The sequence below is a fragment of the Peribacillus huizhouensis genome (assembly GCF_014138605.1).
In the GTDB taxonomy this organism is placed as follows: Bacteria; Bacillota; Bacilli; order Bacillales; family DSM-1321; genus Peribacillus; species Peribacillus huizhouensis.
On the sequence record NZ_JACJHX010000003.1, the window covers coordinates 293,295 to 311,925 of the forward strand.

22 protein-coding genes are annotated in these 18,631 nt (G+C 37.8%); 14 read left to right on the forward strand and 8 right to left on the reverse strand.

The annotated features are described in order from the left end of the window. Positions 1 to 21: 21 nt before the first annotated feature. Positions 22 to 1,404, reverse strand: a complete 1,383-nt coding sequence (locus HNP81_RS07045) for a sensor histidine kinase (RefSeq protein ID WP_182502081.1) — start codon at positions 1,402 to 1,404, stop codon at positions 22 to 24. After that, positions 1,401 to 2,078 carry a response regulator transcription factor gene (locus tag HNP81_RS07050; protein WP_182502082.1) on the reverse strand — a complete coding sequence of 226 codons (678 nt, stop codon included), beginning with the start codon at positions 2,076 to 2,078 and terminating at the stop codon, positions 1,401 to 1,403. Before HNP81_RS07050 ends, HNP81_RS07045 begins: the two co-directional genes overlap by 4 nt. 438 nt (positions 2,079 to 2,516) lie before the next feature. Here HNP81_RS07050 and HNP81_RS07055 point away from each other — a divergent pair, with 438 nt between their 5' ends. Both HNP81_RS07055 and HNP81_RS07060 read left to right on the forward strand, forming a co-directional pair. Then, positions 2,517 to 3,980 carry an MBL fold metallo-hydrolase gene (locus HNP81_RS07055; protein ID WP_182502083.1) on the forward strand — a complete coding sequence of 488 codons (1,464 nt, stop codon included), beginning with the start codon at positions 2,517 to 2,519 and terminating at the stop codon, positions 3,978 to 3,980. Between the two features lie 13 nt (positions 3,981 to 3,993). Beyond that, positions 3,994 to 4,206 (forward strand): DUF3006 domain-containing protein, encoded by a 213-nt coding sequence (locus tag HNP81_RS07060; protein ID WP_182502084.1) that lies wholly within the window; start codon positions 3,994 to 3,996, stop codon positions 4,204 to 4,206. Between the two features lie 212 nt (positions 4,207 to 4,418). Here HNP81_RS07060 and HNP81_RS07065 read toward each other — a convergent pair whose 3' ends face one another. After that, positions 4,419 to 5,111, reverse strand: coding sequence for an LrgB family protein (locus HNP81_RS07065; protein WP_028392363.1), 693 nt, complete (start codon positions 5,109 to 5,111; stop codon positions 4,419 to 4,421). Beyond that, a complete protein-coding gene (locus tag HNP81_RS07070) occupies positions 5,081 to 5,485 on the reverse strand; it encodes a CidA/LrgA family protein (RefSeq protein WP_028392362.1) in 405 nt (134 codons plus the stop codon). Before HNP81_RS07070 ends, HNP81_RS07065 begins: the two co-directional genes overlap by 31 nt. Before the next feature lie 535 nt (positions 5,486 to 6,020). On the opposite strand from HNP81_RS07070, the gene HNP81_RS07075 reads away from it, so the two are divergent. After that, positions 6,021 to 6,680, forward strand: coding sequence for a phosphatase PAP2 family protein (locus tag HNP81_RS07075; protein ID WP_182502085.1), 660 nt, complete (start codon positions 6,021 to 6,023; stop codon positions 6,678 to 6,680). Between the two features lie 143 nt (positions 6,681 to 6,823). Here the strand turns inward: HNP81_RS07075 and HNP81_RS07080 are convergent, their stop codons facing one another. Next, positions 6,824 to 7,030, reverse strand: coding sequence for a hypothetical protein (locus tag HNP81_RS07080; protein WP_152534745.1), 207 nt, complete (start codon positions 7,028 to 7,030; stop codon positions 6,824 to 6,826). Positions 7,031 to 7,337: 307 nt separating this feature from the next. Here HNP81_RS07080 and HNP81_RS07085 point away from each other — a divergent pair, with 307 nt between their 5' ends. The 3 genes from HNP81_RS07085 to HNP81_RS07095 all read left to right on the forward strand — a co-directional run bounded on the left by HNP81_RS07085 (position 7,338) and on the right by HNP81_RS07095 (position 10,575). Further along, complete coding sequence (locus HNP81_RS07085) at positions 7,338 to 8,774, forward strand: alkaline phosphatase family protein (protein ID WP_376766725.1); 1,437 nt, start codon at positions 7,338 to 7,340, stop codon at positions 8,772 to 8,774. Positions 8,775 to 8,844: 70 nt separating this feature from the next. Continuing rightward, positions 8,845 to 9,633 carry an alpha/beta fold hydrolase gene (locus HNP81_RS07090; RefSeq protein ID WP_182502087.1) on the forward strand — a complete coding sequence of 263 codons (789 nt, stop codon included), beginning with the start codon at positions 8,845 to 8,847 and terminating at the stop codon, positions 9,631 to 9,633. 384 nt (positions 9,634 to 10,017) lie between these two features. Further along, positions 10,018 to 10,575, forward strand: coding sequence for a DUF2238 domain-containing protein (locus tag HNP81_RS07095; protein WP_182502088.1), 558 nt, complete (start codon positions 10,018 to 10,020; stop codon positions 10,573 to 10,575). Between the two features lie 226 nt (positions 10,576 to 10,801). On the opposite strand, the gene HNP81_RS07100 is transcribed toward HNP81_RS07095, so the two are convergent. Both HNP81_RS07100 and HNP81_RS07105 read right to left on the reverse strand, forming a co-directional pair. Continuing rightward, the gene (locus tag HNP81_RS07100) at positions 10,802 to 10,942 is read right to left on the reverse strand and encodes a hypothetical protein (RefSeq protein ID WP_182502089.1); all 141 of its coding nucleotides are present in this window, start codon (positions 10,940 to 10,942) and stop codon (positions 10,802 to 10,804) included. A gap of 244 nt (positions 10,943 to 11,186) precedes the next feature. Beyond that, positions 11,187 to 11,849, reverse strand: a complete 663-nt coding sequence (locus tag HNP81_RS07105) for a lysozyme family protein (protein ID WP_182502090.1) — start codon at positions 11,847 to 11,849, stop codon at positions 11,187 to 11,189. A gap of 211 nt (positions 11,850 to 12,060) precedes the next feature. On the opposite strand from HNP81_RS07105, the gene HNP81_RS07110 reads away from it, so the two are divergent. The 8 genes from HNP81_RS07110 (at position 12,061) to HNP81_RS07145 (ending at position 17,988) form a co-directional block, all read left to right on the forward strand. Further along, positions 12,061 to 12,681 (forward strand): TetR/AcrR family transcriptional regulator, encoded by a 621-nt coding sequence (locus HNP81_RS07110; RefSeq protein ID WP_312859655.1) that lies wholly within the window; start codon positions 12,061 to 12,063, stop codon positions 12,679 to 12,681. A gap of 22 nt (positions 12,682 to 12,703) precedes the next feature. Further along, positions 12,704 to 13,519 carry a transporter substrate-binding domain-containing protein gene (locus tag HNP81_RS07115; protein WP_182502091.1) on the forward strand — a complete coding sequence of 272 codons (816 nt, stop codon included), beginning with the start codon at positions 12,704 to 12,706 and terminating at the stop codon, positions 13,517 to 13,519. A gap of 22 nt (positions 13,520 to 13,541) precedes the next feature. Next, positions 13,542 to 14,186, forward strand: a complete 645-nt coding sequence (locus HNP81_RS07120; RefSeq protein ID WP_182502092.1) for an amino acid ABC transporter permease — start codon at positions 13,542 to 13,544, stop codon at positions 14,184 to 14,186. 13 nt (positions 14,187 to 14,199) lie between these two features. Further along, positions 14,200 to 14,949 (forward strand): amino acid ABC transporter ATP-binding protein, encoded by a 750-nt coding sequence (locus tag HNP81_RS07125; protein ID WP_182502093.1) that lies wholly within the window; start codon positions 14,200 to 14,202, stop codon positions 14,947 to 14,949. 13 nt (positions 14,950 to 14,962) lie between these two features. Continuing rightward, positions 14,963 to 15,394: an OsmC family protein gene (locus HNP81_RS07130; RefSeq protein ID WP_182502094.1), complete on the forward strand. Its 432-nt coding sequence runs from the start codon at positions 14,963 to 14,965 to the stop codon at positions 15,392 to 15,394. 273 nt (positions 15,395 to 15,667) lie between these two features. Continuing rightward, positions 15,668 to 16,204, forward strand: coding sequence for a TetR/AcrR family transcriptional regulator (locus HNP81_RS07135; RefSeq protein ID WP_182502095.1), 537 nt, complete (start codon positions 15,668 to 15,670; stop codon positions 16,202 to 16,204). Further along, positions 16,201 to 17,448 (forward strand): beta-ketoacyl-ACP synthase II, encoded by a 1,248-nt coding sequence (gene fabF / locus HNP81_RS07140; protein WP_182502096.1) that lies wholly within the window; start codon positions 16,201 to 16,203, stop codon positions 17,446 to 17,448. Before HNP81_RS07135 ends, fabF begins: the two co-directional genes overlap by 4 nt. Before the next feature lie 384 nt (positions 17,449 to 17,832). Further along, positions 17,833 to 17,988, forward strand: a complete 156-nt coding sequence (locus HNP81_RS07145; RefSeq protein WP_182502213.1) for a hypothetical protein — start codon at positions 17,833 to 17,835, stop codon at positions 17,986 to 17,988. A 413-nt stretch (positions 17,989 to 18,401) separates the two neighbouring features. Here the strand turns inward: HNP81_RS07145 and HNP81_RS23615 are convergent. Then, the coding region (locus tag HNP81_RS23615; RefSeq protein WP_220478516.1) for a hypothetical protein at positions 18,402 to 18,631 on the reverse strand (230 nt) is incomplete at its 5' end.

Genomic DNA, 18,631 nt, shown 5'->3' on the forward strand with positions numbered 1-18,631 from the left:
GAACGGAGTATGAACAGTTGTTTACATTCTAGGAAGCTGTATTCGGAAAATCGTTCCGTGTCCAACTTGGCTTTTGACGAGGATTTGTCCGTTATGAAGCTCAACTATTTTCTTCGTAATCGCAAGACCTAATCCACTACTTCCGATTTCGCTTGGAGTTCTAGCTTGATCTGCTTTATAAAAACGGTTGAAAATATTGGCTAAATCGCTTTTGGCAATCCCAATGCCTGTATCTTGTACTTCAACGATGCAATCATTTTCCTGTTCAGTGAGCCGAATGGAAATCGTTCCACCAATAGGAGTGAATTTAATGCTGTTCGTTAAAAGATTCGTCCAGACTTGGTGTAGCAGATGCTGATCGGCGTAGATGAAGGTTGTAGGTAAACTTAAGTCAATCGCTAACTCTTTTTCTTGCCAGCTCCATTCAGCCATAAATATGACCTGTTTAATTTGCTTTGCCACATCAAAGGTGCTCTTTTTTACAAGAAATTCTTCTTTATCTAATGAAGCGAGCGTTAGTAATTGTTTACTTAATTGGGACATTCGTTTCGTTTCTGCTTCAATAATGGCTAAATAATGCTTCCGTTGTTCTTCAGGTAAAGTGTCTGATTGCAAAGTTTGTGAAAAACCTTGGATGGATGCGAGTGGGGCTTGAATTTCATGAGAAACGTTCGAAACGAATTCCTGTCGCATACTCTCAAGCTGTTCTATATTCTTTGCCATCTCTCTAAAATGCTCGGCTAATTTGCCAATTTCGTCTCGTCGTTTCATATCGAGCTCTATATCATATTTTCCGCTGGAAATTCTTTTCGTTGCATCGGTTAGTTTGCTGATTGGTTTTACAATATACCGCGTACTAATAATGACGAAGAGGATACTTAATATGAGCGAAAGAATGAGAAGAACGGAAAAGAAAATACGCATTTCACCAAACTGCATATCGAGATTCGGACGAATGAAAAGTGCATAGTTCTTACCGTCAACAGTCAGTCGTATTCCGATTGTGTTCGTTAATACGTTATCGAAAAAACCTGTGATAAAGGCACTTGAGGGGAAATCCAGAATGCCGTGATACACTTGGCCGTCAAGCACATTCTGAATGATTTCCGAATCGATCTCTTTTTTTCTAAATTCCCCGCCATAAAAGAAACCTTGTCCATTTTGATCCACTACATACAATTGATAGCCGAGGTTGGCGGTATTTTCTAAATAATCGTCAAGTGAAATTTCTTGGTTCTTTTCATAAAAAGTAACGATGTCTTCCGAAAGTAGAGTCACTTTCCTGTCATTAACTGGTTTAAGCTTAGTTTGATAATAAAAATTGGCAAAGAGGAAGGCTAATATTCCGCTTAAAATCATCACAAAGATAGTGGTAAAAACGATACGTAAATAGAGAGTTTTCAATGTTGGGCAACCTCCAATTTATAGCCGACCCCTCGTACTGTTTTAATCAAGAAATCGCAATCTTGGTTCGAGAAACGCTCACGTAAACGCTTAATATGAACATCGACTGTGCGGTCATCCCCTGAAAAATCTGCTCCCCAGATTAGATGAATCAATTCGTCTCGCGTGAAAATTCGATTAGGGAAGCTTGCTAGCTGAGCTAATAGTTCAAATTCCTTCATTGGCAGCATCAAAAGCTTCCCATTAGCATGCACTTCATAACTTTTGCGGTCAATGACCGTTTGATTGAGGATGATTTTCTCTGCGTTGACCATTTGAAATCGACGAAGGAGTGCTTTAATTCGGAACAATAATTCTTTAGGCTCAAACGGTTTTGTAACATAATCATCGGTTCCCACAGCAAAACCTTTTTCTTTATCAATCAACTGATCTTTCGCAGTTAATAAAATAATCGGGAAATCATAATCGTTTCTCATTTCCTCACACAACTGATATCCATCCTTATTCGGCATCATCACGTCTATAATGGCTAATTGAATTTGCTGCTCCAAGAGGATATCGGAAGCTTCGACACCATCAGCTGCCAAGTAGACGGAAAATCCTTCTTTTTGTAGAAAGTGCTTTAACAATTCACGTATATGAAGATCATCATCAGCAATTAATATATGGATCATAAGGTTATACATCTCCTAAAATAGTATGCTTGAGGAAGTTTACCTTAAATATACAGTATTTAGTCAAGAAGCTGAAATGTCTGTATGTTTAGAATAGGAAGACGTGACAAATCCGATTCCTACTCGCCAAATGTTCATTCTGGCGCGCAAATTCCAAATCCGGCAGGAAAAGTGTAGATTCCGGCACGCAAATCCCAAATCCGGCACGAAAAGTGTAGATTTCGGCACGCAAATCCCAAATCCGGCACGAAAGTTGTAGATTTGCATCGAAATTACCATTCTGCGTTCTAAATTATTGCCATGAATAGAGGGAATTGTCTTAAAACCTCATAAAGGGACCATTCGATTTTTGAGAAATTTGGATAAACTTGGTCCAGCAGGGAATAAATTTGTTTGCTACAATCAAATATGATAGAAAACGTGGACAGGAGAGAGGAAATGGAGTTTTTAGCAACAATTTTAATAGTAGTCGCTTTTTTTAGCTTTTTTATCGGTCTGCTTGGTGTAATGAAAGGAAGTGTGAAATTCTTAAGATTGCGCACTAGGAAGGCTAGCTCCTTATTTGTTGTGGCTGCATTTGTAGTATTCATAATCGGCGGAGCCATATTGCCTACTACCCCAGATCAGCAGGGAACTTCACAGGAAAAGGAACTAAAAGAAACGAAAACAGCAGAGACGAAAACAGCAGAAACGAAAACAGAAGAGACGAAGAAAGATGTCGTTGTTTCTAAGCCGGTAACTGAAGAAATGGCCGTCCATTTTGTCGATGTTGGCCAAGGGGCAGCACAAGTGATTATTGCTCCAAACAAAAAAGTAATGGTCATTGATGCTGGCAATAACGATGATGAAGACAAAATGGTAGCTTACTTGAAAGAGTTAGGAGTTTCTAAGGTTGATATTTTAATTGGAACCCATCCTGACGCAGATCATATTGGCGGAATGGATGCGGTCATTGACTCTTTTGATATCGGAAAAATATATATGCCGAAAGTACAAAGAAATACGCAAACATTTGAATCGGTTTTACAATCTATTCAAAACAAAGTATTGACTGTGACTACAGCAAAAGCGGGGATCGAGCTTGATTTAGACCCTGCGGTACAAGTGAAAATGATTGCTCCACTGGACGATACAACAAGTGATGCGAATGAAATGAGTGCCGTCGTCAGACTTCAATATGGTGAACAATCATTCCTTTTGACGGGAGATGCTGGAATACCAACGGAGGAAAAATGGCTTCAGTCTGGTGAATTGATACAATCAACCGTTCTTTTAACTGGTCACCATGGTAGCAATCACTCTACTAGTGAAGCATTTTTAAAAGCAGTTCAACCGAAATACGCAGTCATTCAAGTAGGGAAAAACAGTTACGGTCACCCAACTAGCGAAGTATTAGAACGACTTCACAGCGAGAAAATAAATATATACCGTAACGATACCGATGGAACGATTGTGTTTAAAACGGATGGAAAAGAAATCAATGTCAATAAAGATGCATGGGAGTATACACCTGCTCCTAAAACACAGAAACAGACAGCAGCGCCTAACCAAACCCAAGCTAAACCTGCTGTGACGCCACCAGTCAGTACACCAGATGTGTCAAACGCTATACAGGCATCTGCAGTGATTGACAATAGCAACCCAAATCAAAACGAAGAAGTTACAGTAACTGTTACGGTACAAGATCAAAACAGTCAGCCTGTAAATGGGGCGAATGTTCACTTAACCCTTCAATTTAAGTCGAAAGATACGGTGTATGAAGGTGTGACGAATGCAAATGGAGTTGCCTCACTATCCTTTAGAGTAGGAAGAGCGGCTGCCGGATTCACAGTAAATGGCGACATTACAGTAACTGCCAACGGAGTAACTACTACTACACAAACAGCATTTACGCCAAAATAAAGGAAGTGTAACCATGAAGGGAATCATAGATCGATTTGAAGGAGATTTAGTTGTCGTTGAAGTCGATGGAAAAACAATAAATGTTCCGAAAAAGTTGGTTGATTCTAAAGTAAAAGTTAGTGATGTTGTTGAGTTGGTCAATGAAAAATGGATGGCTAATGAAGCAGAAACCGAAAAGCGTAGGAAAAAGATAAAATCGATTATGGAAAGCGTTTGGGAAGATTAAAAAAAATATATAGGAAACAGGATCGGCGATGTCCTATAAGGGTCCGACCTCCAACTCTCAATCAGAATGCAGTGTTTCTCACACTTATCTGAACTGTATACAGGGAGTTGCGAGGTCTGGCCTTTTTTGGAATAAGAGAATGTGGAAGCATATTACCAACATCTGAATCGGTTATACATTAACCTTGATTCTACTTGTGGCTTTACGTAGATTTACATTGTGATTAGCCAAGCGACGATAGGTCCTATAATTGATCCTAATATGGCACTTAATGTCATGGAAACGGAACTCATGGACAAGGTAAATTCCCCATATTCAGCAGATTTTGCTGTGCCTAAAGCATGTGAGGCACTACCAAAGGCAATTCCTTTTCCTAGTGAACTGTTAATTCGCAATCGTTTCATGAAGGCTGGACCTATGATGACGCCAGTGAAACCTGCGATCATGACAAAAATAGTCGTCATTGGGGGAATACCACCAAGTACTTCTGAAACTTGAAGAGCTACAGGGGTTGTAAGAGATTTAGGTAACATGGATAGGATAAGCGTTTGGTCTATTCCTAAAACACGTGCGAATAGGAGAACACTGATCATACCAGTAATTAATCCGACAAAAACGCCACATATAATGGGGAACCAATAGCTCACGACGATATGACGCTGTTTGTATAAAGGGTAGGCAAGTGCTACTACAGCAGGTCCTAGAAGGGAATGAATCCACTGTCCGCCAACCATATAGCTTGAATAGGGAATATGGAGGATGGAAAGAAGGATGATTAGGATGATTGTTGTTGTTAACACGGGTACGAGTAGCGGGAAAGTAAAACGTACATATAAACGATTCATAAGAACATAAACAGCAATCGTCCCTAAGATTACAGTGATTGCGAATAGTGTTTGCTGCATTTCTCTTTCTCCTTTCTTAGTTGTTCCCGTTTTTCAAGAAACTGACTCATCAATCCAGCTGCACCCATCGTGATCATCGTACTTATGACAGTAATTACAACTAAGAGTGACCCTTTAAATGAAAGTAATGAAGGGTGATTCATGATCCCCAACATAGCTGGTATAAATAACAATGATAAATATTTCAGCAGAAATCCAACTCCAGCTTCAATGAATCGCACTGGAATAATTTTTAAAGACAAACCAACCAATAACAAGAGCATACCAATGATACTTCCTGGAATCGGCAGATTAAATAAGTCATGCAAAACGTTTCCGATAAAGGAAAAGGCATAAAGAATAGCAATCTGGAAGATGATCGTTATGATTTTCATGTATCTTGCTGCAAACTAGAACAGCTTTCCACCTCTCTTTGAATTAAAACTTATAAACTTACCATACTATGATACAACTATAATTATATGTGTCAATGGATAGTTTAATGGGCGCAGAAGATAAATGTGGCATGTTTTTGATATGATTAGTCTGAATGTACAAGGTTATTATCCCAAATGAACGGTAGTAAGACACCTACGATTAAAGCATAGAGGAATCGAAGAAGCGTAGGTAGAGGGACTCCAACTATTAAAGTTTTGCTTTATTGAGATAGTAAGATTCTACCTTAAGGTAAATAATAATCTGGAGCAAAGTCAAGATTAAGAAAGATACCAATTTTGTCATGCCTGTATGAATAGCGGGCATCTTTTCCTGTCGAAATTATTAAATAAATGTTGCCCAAGTTATTGAAAAGACAAGCTTGCAGTGTAAACATGTTTACAGAATATGAGAGATATTAAGGAAAACAGTTTTATTCTAAAAAATAGAAAGTACGTACATCTAAGAATAATCATACATTTGAGGTGTTTTCACATGAAACAAAAGGGGCTGCTTTTGATTGCTTTATTAATAAGTTTGTTCTCGCTTATGGCTTTTAGTCTTATGGCTATTCTTATTAGTGGGAAGAGGATCGTTCAATTTGATCAAAAGGTGATTTCTTTTGTTCAAGGATTCGAGACTTCCCTGGTTACTTCGATCATGAAGTTTTTTACATTTATTGGTTCGATGCCAGTTGTGTTGGTGATTGTTCTAATTGCTTTAATTATTCTAGATAAAGTTTTAAAGCATCGAACAGAATTAGTACTATTTGTTGTCGTCATAATCGGAACACCGGTTCTTAATCAGCTCTTGAAATTCGTTTTCCAACGTTCCCGTCCAGATATTCATCGCCTGATTGAAGTGGGCGGCTATAGTTTTCCAAGTGGTCATGCGATGAATGCCTTTGCAGTTTATGGAATTATTTCTTTTCTATTATGGCGTCATATCCCTACTTTTTTGGGACGCACAACTCTAATTATCATTAGCGGTATATTCATTTTCATGATTGGTATAAGTCGGATTTATCTAGGGGTGCACTATCCAAGCGATATTATCGGTGGCTATTTCGCGAGCAGTTTTTGGCTGGCCAGTGCCATATGGTTTTTCTACAGATTAAAAAGCGAAGCAAACAGAAAGAAAACTTTGGTGGAGTAGTAATTCATTACGATTCGGAAGCTCGTCATGATTTCTTTACTGTATAGATTGTTGTGACACGTATACAGAAATAAAGCCGAGGATGTCTCATAACAAAAGGGTCAGATTCTTTGCCGAGACATCCTCATTTTAAAGCAAAAAAGCTACTTGTTTGTAAAAGGATCTTTATCAGGTACTAATTCCTTTGAAAACTCCATTACGTTCGCCATTTTTGACATTTGACCATCATTTCGCAGTCGAAAATTATCAATTAAGTTTTGAACAGGAATCATCATATTTCTGGTTCGATTTCTACTTAACCCATAAGCGGCTGCACTAATCCCCAGGCTTAACATAGATGCCCACATCATCCTTCTATTATTCCTTCTTCTTCTAATATTGAAAAGAGCAGGTATCCAGTTATTCAGTTTAAACACTCCTCACTAGATATTTGAAAAGCAGATGCCTTTCATAATCTAATATTTGCTAATAGGTGTTTGATATGCTGGTAATGTTTATGGACTTAACACGTTTACGATTAAGGTCAAAAAATATTCAAAATGGTTTTGTACATAAACTCAATTGGTAAGGGAGAAAATACAATTTAATTAAAGAAAAAGGATGATTGATGTGGCTTCTTTATTAGCAAAAAATCCTCGAAAATCAAAACCTGTGATTATGCTTATCATTGATACCTTAATGGATTCACCTCTACAAGAGGCCATCAAAAATAATCGAGCACCTGCATTCAAGTTTTTAATCGAGAATGGGATGTATTTTCCAGATGTAGTTAGTACTTTTCCAACTATGTCTGTTACTGTTGATGCAACTATACTAACTGGTACCCAGTGTGATGTTCATCGGTTACCTGGGCTCGTTTGGTTTCATACAAAAGAAAATCGTCTCATTAATTATGGCAGTCATATTCGTGAATTGTGGAAGCTTGGTCTTAGTCAATCTCTTGAAGATATCTTATTTCACATGAACGGCAATCATATCAGTAAGGAAGTTAAAACCATACATGAGGAGTTAGCGGAAAAAGGTATCGATTCGGCTTCGATAAATGCACTGATTTATCGAGGAAATACATCTCACTTATATAAATTGCCGAAATTAATAACATGGTTTACTTCCATTCAAAAAGACCGTCCAACATTAGGTGCTAAAGTTTTTACATATGGGTCATTAAACAAAGTTAGTCTATCTAAAAGGTATCAACGTCTATGGCAAAAATTTGGATTCAACAATTCTTTTTCCGTTCAGGAATTATCTTTTTTAATTAACAAAGACCAACTTCCTTCGTTTTCCATCGTTTACTTTCCCGAGCTTGATCAGAGTGTTCATAAACATGGTCGTATGGACGTAAAAGGTATAGAAAAAGTCGATCAACATTTACAAAAGATTCTTAATGTATATGATTCATGGGAAGAAGCAATACAAAACAATATTTGGATTACAATGGGTGATAACGGGCAAGCGTGGATTGATTCTAATCAGAAAGAAGCTTTAATTGATCTTAGGAAAATACTTGGCTCATATCACATTATGAAACTAAGAGACGGCGTTCAAGCAAAAGATCAGATTGTGCTTGCAGTAAATCAACGGATGTCATATATCTATTCACTAGATGCGAACACATTACCTATTCATACACTTGTATTAGAGCTAGTAAATGATCATCGAATTGATGTCATTGCATGGCAAGAAGAGGAAACGATAAAGGTCAAATCCGGTGAAAAAAAAGGAGAACTTCATTATCGAAAAGGCGGAGAATTAACGGATCCATATAACCAAACTTGGGTTGTTGACGGTGATTATGGATTATTAGATCTAACGGTACGTGACAATCAACTTCATTATGGTAACTATCCAGATGCTTTGGCACGTATATATAGTAGTTTACATTCACATGAAGGAAATTTTATTATCGTCAGTGCTAAACCAGGCTATGAATTTATTGGTGAAGGTTCACCAACCCATGTAGGAGGAGCTAGTCACGGAGGATTGCACCAACAAGATTCTTTAGTACCATTGATCGTAACGGGCACACAGTCAACACCTTCATATTTACGAATGGTAGATATGAAAGAATGGGTTTTATCATTAATTGGTTGATTAAAGATGGGACTATCGTGAATGAAAGATTCCATATTGAAGATTTTAGATTATTGAGGTGATAATATACATGCCAATGTTAGATGTTGACGGTATTAGCTTGTATTATACTGTTAAAGGAAAAGGGATTCCTATTGTTTTTATTCACCCTCCTGTACTCACTGGCTTGAATTTTACATACCAAATAGAGGAATTATCCCAAGAATTTAAAGTAATTACTTTTGATATTAGAGGTCATGGAGGGAGTCAGTATTCAAGACCGCCAGTAACCTATCCGTTGATTGTAGAAGATATCAAACATCTGTTGGATCATTTAAAAATTAAAAAAGCATTTATCTGCGGATATTCAACCGGTGGTTCGATCGTATTGGAATATTTGCTGAATTCTGCCGATTGGGCTCTGGGAGGCATTGTAATAGGTGGAATGTCTGAAGTGAGGGATAAATACCTAAAGAAAAAAATTTCTTTAGGTATGTCGCTTGCAAATAAAGGAGCAATTTCAGTTCTTGCGCTATCCATTTCTTGGAGCAATTCAAATACGAAAAAGTTGTTTATAAAGATGTTTAAAGAAGCCCGAAAAGGCGATGCAAGAAATATCGAGCAGTATTACCGTTATAGTTTGCATTATAACTGTACCCATCAGCTAGAGAAAATCAATCTTCCAATTTTATTGGTTTATGGTAAAGAAGATAAACCATTTTATTATTATGCCAAGATATTGCATGAAAAATTGCCATGTAAGGAATTAACGTTCATTGATCATGCAAAGCATCAGATCCCTACAAAAGCGGCTAATGATTTAAATGAAAGGATTAAGCATTTTATCAATACACATGTGATGAATTCAGATGAAACCTAGATCTAACAGATATAAATCCCTTATTTCTCACTGTATGGATTCTTCCACTTGCATAAACTAATAACCTGATCCATCAAGTACTCTGTAGAAATTTCTGTCTTTTACAATGGCTGTTTTCACATACTTTGTTGCTTTTCAATCATTTTTACACTAATAACCCGGGGTGATTTCCGTTGCAGGTACTCGCTTTCCGCGGGCGGTCTCAGAAGCCTCCTCAGTGCTTTGCACTTGCGGGGTCTCCCTCAACACGCTTTTCCCGCAGGAGTCTCGCACCTGTAACGAAGATCAACATCTGTTCGAATTGGTTTCTTGCTAAAAACAACAATCTTTACGAAAAGAGCCTTTACAATTGAAAATAAATCATAAATCTAATGGAGTAAAAAAATGGGGAGAGATAAAAGTATAAGGATTCATTTATTATTCCTATTGGTAGTTACTGCAGTTTTTATTTGGTCATTTATTCAGCCAGAAGGATACTTGATATGGACAATGGAAGTACTTCCTGCCGTTGCGGTACTGATCATTGTTATTGCTGCATATAATAAATTTCGCCTCACTACATTATCATATATCATTATTGCTAATCTTTCGATTGCTATGTTCATCGGTGCTCACTATACTTACTCAAAAGTTCCTCTATTTAATTGGATAAAAGATTATTTTGATTTAAACCGGAACCACTATGATCGGTTTGGGCATTTTCTAAAAGGTTTATTTGCGATCACATTAAGTTTTGCACTTGCTATTGGAACTTTATATGAAATTATAGAATGGTTAGCTTCTATTATTTCAAAATGCGGAAAAGCTTTAGGAACACAAGGTGATTTTTGGGATGCACAAAGGGATATGTCGTTAACATTAATAGGCTCTATCATTGTACTGCTTATCTTATCAAAACTACATAACAAGCTGTTAATAAAAAAGGATTTTTCGATCGATTAAAAGAGAAATGGCACTAATATTTACAAAAATAAGTTAATGTGGAATAAAAAGTTCTACTAGGTTAAGAATTGATTCATTAATGCGTCAATAAGGACCAGGCACCTCCAAATATTGTTGGGTGGTTCCTGGTCCATCTTGATTGAAGTGAAACTTATTATTTTCCTTGTACTGCAATCCTTAATTATTTTTGCCTTATTGGTAATTTGCAGTTATGCCTAGATATATCTTAATACTCTATTTCATCGTAATCTTTAGGTTGAGGAACAGGTTGCCCATTTTTACGATTCGAATAACCAAAAATAATTTCTAGCTCCTCGGCATGACTTATCTTAGTCCCTTTTTCATGTTGTTTTTCTTCTTTTTTCATAGGATTGACTCCTTTCATAATCATCTATGTTTAATATGACCTAATGTAAAGGATTCACCATACGGGTGAAAACATGTATGTAGATGTGATTTTCCATTGATTTATAATCGAATACGTTATCAGAAAAGTCGATTTTAAATTTATTTTATTAAAGCGTGGTAATGTTGGGATAAAATGTAAGTGGTGTGCAAGATGAAGTGTTGATGTAGTTTTGTTCGGAGGATAATGGGAAAAACACCTAGATTCAAAAAGCATCTGGGTGTTTTTCACTTACAAGCGTTGGGATACTATCTGCTAACGCTTCAATATTTTTGGTTACTTTCGCACTATAGGAGAAATCACCGTAGCAATATGGGTAGCGGAAATTTTCTTTATTTCCACCGCAATTGTACAGGTCGGGATTTTTTTCTACTTGAATCATCGAGAATTTCTTTGCCAGCTCTTCACTATGCTTTCCACCGTTTTCCGCAATGTAATTAATATAGCCTATTCCCATATTATAGGACTGGATGATGGTTGGAAAATCAACTTTTTTTTCTTTGCCATAGGCAATAACCTGTTTGAAATGCTTAACGCCATATTGAATGCTTTCCTTAGGATCGGTAATGGTGTTAGGAGCAAGTCCAGCTGATTCTGAAGATTGCATCGGATCTCCGCCCTTACCACGGCTTTCTTGTTGCATGACGGCAATAAGTACGACTGTATATTCTTGCAAATTATATTGGGCCAGTTCATCGTGCAGGGTCGAACTGTATTTCTTTACTGAAGCAAAGGGGTCCGGTTGAATTATGGTTGTTGAAACCTTTTCTGTATGTGGGACCTGCATGACCTGTTTAATCAGTAAGATAGCAAAAAGCAACGCAAACAAGATAAAAAGGGCTTTAGATACCTTCCTTTTTCGTTTCATTTTTTCTCCTCAACATTTCATCTCTGTAATTTCAGTTTAACAAATAAATGAAAGGGTGACTATCTGAAAATAGTAGTATGCGAATATGTAATTCTCAAAATTAATAAGTAGGATTTTAATTCCTACTAAACAGGTTCAATTAATTGACGAATTATGAGAGATTTTATACGATAAGGTGTATCAACTGACTGATCAATCGAGAGGAGGAATTGTGATTAAAGAAAATGAGAAGTCTATTGATCGAAGAGAACAAATAATTGCGATTGCCATCAAACTGTTTGCTATGAATGGTTATCATAAGACAAAGATATCAGATATTGTTCGTGAAGCAGGAATTGCTCAAGGGACTTTCTATTGGTATTTTAAAAGCAAGGAAAGTATAGTACTTGAGATCATTCAAAGCGGACAAGCACAGATTCTTGCAGTTGTTTCCAAAGGATATCGGACATCTCCAGGTACCATAGCCGATGCAGTGGCCTCTTCTGAAAAATTATTTGAAGATTTATTTACCTTTTCAAAGGGTAATCGATATTTGATGGAATTAATCATCAAAGGAATCGATAGTGAAGAGTCCATCAAGCATTTAATTTTCGAAACCCGTATAAAAATTGAAGAAGCATTCAAGAATAACTTAAAGCGGGCAATGGAACTGAGGATTTTGCCAGAAAAAGATCCGTCGATTCAAGCTGCATTAGTAATGAGCTTAATGGAAGGCATGCTGGCAAGATGGCTATTCGGCCCTGTTACATATGAATCAGCTGTAGAAGAACAATCAGCAAATGACCTTGCAAAGGAACTAGTAAAGTTTGAGTTCTTTGGATTGTTAGGATAATAAATGAAGGAGTGATTTGAACATGAAAAAGCGCCCCAGGTTGCTACTGACTTTCCTAGTAGCTATATTGATGATATTAAGTGCATGTGGTGCAAAGAATAACGCCAACAATGCGAATAAAGATTTACTCAAAGAGGTAAAGGATCAAGGTACATTACGGGTTGGTGTCATGGGAACGTATCAGCCATATAATTTCTTAAATGACAAAAAAGAAATGGACGGTTTTGACGTAGATATTGCGAAGGAAGTTGCGAAACGTTTAGGGGTAAAGGTTGAATTTGTTGCTCAAGAATTTTCGGGAATGATTGCTGGTCTACAAACGAACAAGTTTGATGTTGTAATCAGCCAAATGACGATTACGGATGAACGGAAGAAACAACTAGATTTTACAAAGCCGTATATTACAAATAACGTAAAAGTCATTGTTCAAGAAGGGAATACTACGATTAAGTCTGTAGAAGATTTTAAAGGGAAAAATATCGGTGTCGGATTAGGAACAAATGACGAAACCTACCTCCGTACCGAGCTACTGCCAAAAGTGGGCGATTTTACAATTAAAACCTATGACGATGTCATTACATCGCTGAAGGATTTGGATACAGGCAGAATTGATGCAACGATTAATAATATGTATGCCATTAAACCGATTGTTGAGAAGAACGGCTTTAAAATAAAAGCAGTAGGCGAACCGGTGAAGTCTGATCAAGCAGGCATCGCAGTTCGCAAAGGAAATGAGAAGTTCTTAAAAGAGCTGGACCGAATCTTAGCTGACATGAAGGCGGACGGAACGTATAAAAAGATTTTTGTGAAGTGGTTTAATGAAGAACCAGCTGAGTAAAGAGGAAGGGCTGGACAAGTAAATGGATATTATTTGGTCAAATTTGCCGTTTTTGTTAAAGGGAGCTTATTATACGCTTCTGATTACGATTGTTTCGATGTTTTTTGGCTCCATCATCGCGGTTGTTGTTGCGATCGCGAGATTAAAAGGAAATCGATCGATTAGGTGGTTGGCACGTGCTTATGTATCGATTATTCGAGGAACGCCGACCCTTGTGCAGATCATTATTGTTTATTATGGATTAGCGGATTACGGCTTAAATCTTCAGCCGTTGACTGCAGCGTATATTGCGCTAAGTATTAGCATCGGTGCGTATTTATCGGAAACATTGCGTGGTGCGATACAAGCTATTCCAAAGGGACAATATGAAGCGGCATATGCATCAGGAATGACGCCGATCCAAACAATGAAGAGAATCATTCTGCCGCAAGCGATTCGAATTGCGATACCACCAGCGGGGAATACGTTCATCGGAATGTTAAAGGAAACATCGCTCGTATCTGTAATTACAGTCACAGAATTGCTTCGATCGGCACAGCTTTTGATTGCGCAATATTATGTGTACATGCCGTTTTATCTGGCAATTGCAGTGATGTACTGGATACTCAGCACGGGATTTTCCTTCATATTAGAGAGAATCGAGCGACGGCTATCAATTTATGAATAAGTATGGTGATCCTATGATAAAGACGGAAAATCTGTCAAAGAGTTTTTCAGGGCTTGAAGTGTTAAAAAACATCAATTTGACCGTAGAGACCGGTGAAGTGGTCGCTATCTTAGGACCGAGCGGCTCAGGAAAAAGTACATTGTTGCGAATGTTTAATGGGTTAGAGGAATTGTCAGGCGGCAGAATTCAAGTTGGTGGTATTTCAGTGGATGCGAACCAATCACAAAGAGAACGAAACAAACAGATTGGTAAAATCCGGCTACATACAGGAATGGTCTTTCAACAATTCAATTTATACCCACATAAAACCGTACTGCAGAACGTAGTGGAAGCATTGCTTATTGTCAAAAAAATTCCGAGAGAAAAAGCAATTACTCTAGGGGAAAAGCTGCTCAAGAGAGTTGGATTATTAGAAAAAAAAGATCAATATCCAAATAGGCTCTCTGGTGGACAACAACAAAGGGTAGCCATCGCAAGAGCCTTAGCAATGGAACCTGATCTTATGCTATTTGATGAGCCAACTTCTGCTCTTGATCCGGAATTGGTGGACGAAGTTCTTGCTGTAATTAAAGAGCTTGCTCATACGGGCATGACAATGGTTATTGTGACTCATGAAATGGAGTTTGCGCGTGAAGTCGCCGACCGAATCATATTCATGGCTGATGGTGTGGTAGTGGAAGAAGGAACATCAGAAGAATTCTTTAGTCGGCCAAAAACAGAACGAGCTAGAAAGTTTTTGAAAATGGAAGAAGTCATTAATTGAAAGAGGGATAAGGATGAAAGTACTAACGAAATGGACTGGACAACGTGCATTCACATCTGTTGGTGATTCAGGATATGAAGTGAAAATGGATGCAACTGAAAAATATGGTGGAGAAGGGAAAGGCGTTACACCAACTGAAATGTTACTTGCATCTCTTGCTGGTTGCATTGGGATTGATGTTACAATGATCCTAAGACCGTATTTATCTGAAGTAGACACACTCGAAATTGAAACTGATGGCACAAGAGAAGAAGACATGCCAAAAGCATTTACAACGATTAACGTTACGTTTACAATCAATGGAACTGTTGACAGCAAGCGAGTGTGGCGAGCCATTGATCTTGGTAAAGAGAAATACTGTTCCGTATCGAATTCATTGAAAGCAGATATTATCTTCCATCTTGTCTTAAATGGCGAAAAGCAGGAACGTCCAGTAAAAGAATAATTCCTTTTCACATACAATCGTAAACAGAGAATCATTATAGCTTGATAAATCGGGTAAAGAGGCTGACCTATTACGAAAGGGCAGCCTCTTTGCGCATAGAAAATCCCCTTTATAAAGATAAGAGGAAAGGTTATTTTGGAAAAGTGGCTTAATATCTTGGAGTTACCTTATAGAAGAAAATGATTTTATCTGCATCCAACGGACATCTCGGAATCTTAAATTGACAGTGAGCGGTTCTCTAACATTGACACTTACTTAGTAGTAGGTTAGTGTATGGATATGGAAAATAGAAAAGAACAAATCATTGAAAGGGCGCTTGTACACATAAAAAAAAGAGGCTATCTGTCTTTCAGCTATGATCATCTTTCGAAAGAGCTCGGTTTGACTAAAGCAAGTATTCATTATCACTTTGAAAAAAAAGAGAGTTTAGGACTTGCTGTGTGCGACAGACTGGAAACTGGGTTGGACCAAATGATGATAGCAATCAAGCAGATGGATATAGATCCGAAGGAAAAAGCAATTGAATTTCTTAGAATGAGGCTATCTTACATTGATTTAGACGAAATTTGTCCTATCTCAGCGTTTCAAGCAGATTTTCCTTATTTGCCTGAAATTCTCAAGCAATCTGTTCAACACGTAACGAACAAAGAATTGGGCTGTGTAGCTGAATTACTTAAAGATATACATAATAATGAAGCTAAGGCGATCCTACTATTATCCGCTTTGAAAGGAGCACTCCAGTATAGGCGAGCAGTTGGTGGGGAAATAATGGAGACAATAAGTAAACAATTGAAGGAGTTATTACAATGAGCCGAAGAGTCGTAGTAACAGGGTGTGGGGTTGTATCCCCTTTAGGAAATGATGTAGATACTTTTTGGAATCACATAAAAGAAGGGAAATCAGGAATAAAGAAAATTACATCAGACGAATTTGATGGGATTAACACACAAATTGGCGGATATATTGAAGATTTTAACCCAGAGTCGTACTTAGATAATAAGGAAATTGGCAGATATGATAAATTTATTCAATATGCGTATGCTGCAGCAATGCAAGCGCTTGATCAGTCAGGATTGGTTTTGGAGACTGATGAGACGAATGATCGGTACGGTGTGTACGTTGGTTCCGGCATTGGCGGGATTGATACGACGCTTGAGAATCATAAGGCGTTGTTAGATAAAGGGCCAAGACGCGTGTCGCCATTTATGGTACCGATGATGATTAGTAATATGGCATCAGGAATCATTGCCATCAAAACTGGCTTTGCCGGTCCGAGTTTTTCCCCAGTATCTGCTTGTGCGACAGGGAATCAGGCAATTGGCGAGGCTTTTTTGAACATCCATCATGGCTATTCAGATGCGATTCTTGCTGGTGGAGCTGAAGCGACGATTAATCCACTAGCATTTGCAGGTTTTTCACGTATGCGTGCAATGTCCACACGAAACGAGGAGCCAAATAAAGCAAGCAGACCATTTGATAAGGGACGAGACGGGTTCGTAATGTCTGAAGGTGCAGGTGTGTTAATGCTTGAAGAATATGAGCATGCCAAAAAGAGGGGCGCGATGATTTTAGGAGAAATTGTTGGATACGGGTCCTCGACAGATGCGCATCATATTACCTCACCTGATTACTTAGGTGCTGCTAATGCAATGGAAAAAGCGATAATGATGGCGAAAATCGATCCAGAACAAATTGATTACATCAACGCACACGGAACAAGCACACCGGAAGGGGATAAGTCTGAAACGAAAGCAATTAAACACGTATTTGGCGAACATGCCTACAAGCTAAAAGTCAGCTCTACTAAATCCATGACAGGTCATCTATTCGGTGCTGCTGGTGGTGTTGAAGGTGTCATTACGGTGAAAAGCATCCAGGAAGGTATTTTACCTCCAACGATTAACTATGAAGAACCAGACGAAGAGTGTGACTTAAATTACATTCCGAATCGAGCTGTAGAAGAAACGGTGAATTATGCTCTTTCTAACGGCTTTGGATTTGGTGGACATAATGCGGTGTTATTGTTTAAGCGGTTTACAGAAATAGAAGGATAATAAATTCGATAAGGTAGGCACATATTAGCTAAGTTTAATATGTTTGCCTACCTTTATTTTATGTTGAGCAAGTAGAGTTTAAAATGGAAGAAACTTTAATCTTTTATAAAAACTGGTTGACGTTAAAACGTAACTAGTAACATGCTGTACATACTAATCACAAAGATGGAGTTGTGAAGACTGAATTATTAATGCTTCTCGAAATAAAGAAGCCCCTCGTGTTCCCCTAAAATAAAATGTAAGGATTTTTCAAATTCCCCATAAGAATAAAAGGAGATTATTATGTACGTTACCATAGCAAAAGGACCTCAGTTGGTTGTTCTTGTAATGAACAGAATTTTTTAGGCTACATAGATTAGAAGTAGAAAATATCTAGGAGTGAAAATGATGAATAATAATGCTGAACTTGTTGAAGCTAAAAATACATTGATTGGAAGAATATTTACATTCGTAGGATCCGGAGTCTTTCTCATTGGTTCCTTAATTTCATTAGTTGTTGGTTATCAAACGTACACAAGATTATTAGGAACAGAAACATAAGAGATAAATAGAGTTTATTAAACAGTTCTCTTTGATTTTCAGTTAGAAGGATGTAGTTGGTAATAATGAATTGATCAGACCTTTCGCTTCCTTTTTATTCGATTCACGATTTATTGTTTCAGCTGAAACTGCGGTAGCTTCTTCTTTCCTTAGAAAACACGTGTGATCCCATTCTTAACGGGCAGTAAGACCCCCTGATTGAAGTTTTAATTTATTGCAGGGCAATGGAATAGCCTCCTCATTGAGACGAAACATCCAATTGTTGGATGTTTCGTTTTTCAAATTTGCAACGATTCGGGTATCATCCTTATTTAATGAAATGTATAATTTGATCAATAATAATGATACTAGTCTTCATGATAGTACATGAATTCCATTGGACGGGTAAATATTGCGTCCAGCATGAAGAGTGTTTAATCCGGCCCGCAAACTTCGATTCCGGCATGAAAAGTGTTCGATCCGGCCTGCAAACTTCGATTTCGGCGTGAAAAGTGTTCGAACCGGCCCGTAAACTTCGATTCCGGCATGAAAAGTGTTCGATCCGGCCTGCAAACTTCGATTCCGGCATGAAAAGTGTTCGATCCGGCCTGCAAACTTCGATTTCGGCGTGAAAAGTGTTCGAACCGGCCCGTAAACTTCGATT

Bases quoted from the DNA above. Each gene is read 5' to 3' on its own strand.
- HNP81_RS07115 (WP_182502091.1), top strand. From the start codon at position 12,704: ATGAAAAAGCGCCCCAGGTTGCTACTGACTTTCCTAGTAGCTATATTG.
- HNP81_RS07075 (WP_182502085.1), top strand. From the start codon at position 6,021: ATGAAACAAAAGGGGCTGCTTTTGATTGCTTTATTAATAAGTTTGTTC.
- HNP81_RS07145 (WP_182502213.1), top strand. From the start codon at position 17,833: ATGATGAATAATAATGCTGAACTTGTTGAAGCTAAAAATACATTGATT.
- fabF (WP_182502096.1), top strand. From the start codon at position 16,201: ATGAGCCGAAGAGTCGTAGTAACAGGGTGTGGGGTTGTATCCCCTTTA.
- HNP81_RS07080 (WP_152534745.1), bottom strand. From the start codon at position 7,030: ATGATGTGGGCATCTATGTTAAGCCTGGGGATTAGTGCAGCCGCTTAT.
- HNP81_RS07120 (WP_182502092.1), top strand. From the start codon at position 13,542: ATGGATATTATTTGGTCAAATTTGCCGTTTTTGTTAAAGGGAGCTTAT.
- HNP81_RS07125 (WP_182502093.1), top strand. From the start codon at position 14,200: ATGATAAAGACGGAAAATCTGTCAAAGAGTTTTTCAGGGCTTGAAGTG.
- HNP81_RS07135 (WP_182502095.1), top strand. From the start codon at position 15,668: ATGGATATGGAAAATAGAAAAGAACAAATCATTGAAAGGGCGCTTGTA.
- HNP81_RS07055 (WP_182502083.1), top strand. From the start codon at position 2,517: ATGGAGTTTTTAGCAACAATTTTAATAGTAGTCGCTTTTTTTAGCTTT.
- HNP81_RS07130 (WP_182502094.1), top strand. From the start codon at position 14,963: ATGAAAGTACTAACGAAATGGACTGGACAACGTGCATTCACATCTGTT.
- HNP81_RS07065 (WP_028392363.1), bottom strand. From the start codon at position 5,111: ATGCAGCAAACACTATTCGCAATCACTGTAATCTTAGGGACGATTGCT.
- HNP81_RS07095 (WP_182502088.1), top strand. From the start codon at position 10,018: ATGGGGAGAGATAAAAGTATAAGGATTCATTTATTATTCCTATTGGTA.
- HNP81_RS07100 (WP_182502089.1), bottom strand. From the start codon at position 10,942: ATGAAAAAAGAAGAAAAACAACATGAAAAAGGGACTAAGATAAGTCAT.
- HNP81_RS07090 (WP_182502087.1), top strand. From the start codon at position 8,845: ATGCCAATGTTAGATGTTGACGGTATTAGCTTGTATTATACTGTTAAA.
- HNP81_RS07070 (WP_028392362.1), bottom strand. From the start codon at position 5,485: ATGAAAATCATAACGATCATCTTCCAGATTGCTATTCTTTATGCCTTT.
- HNP81_RS07085 (WP_376766725.1), top strand. From the start codon at position 7,338: ATGCTTATCATTGATACCTTAATGGATTCACCTCTACAAGAGGCCATC.
- HNP81_RS07105 (WP_182502090.1), bottom strand. From the start codon at position 11,849: ATGAAACGAAAAAGGAAGGTATCTAAAGCCCTTTTTATCTTGTTTGCG.
- HNP81_RS07060 (WP_182502084.1), top strand. From the start codon at position 3,994: ATGAAGGGAATCATAGATCGATTTGAAGGAGATTTAGTTGTCGTTGAA.
- HNP81_RS07050 (WP_182502082.1), bottom strand. From the start codon at position 2,078: ATGATCCATATATTAATTGCTGATGATGATCTTCATATACGTGAATTG.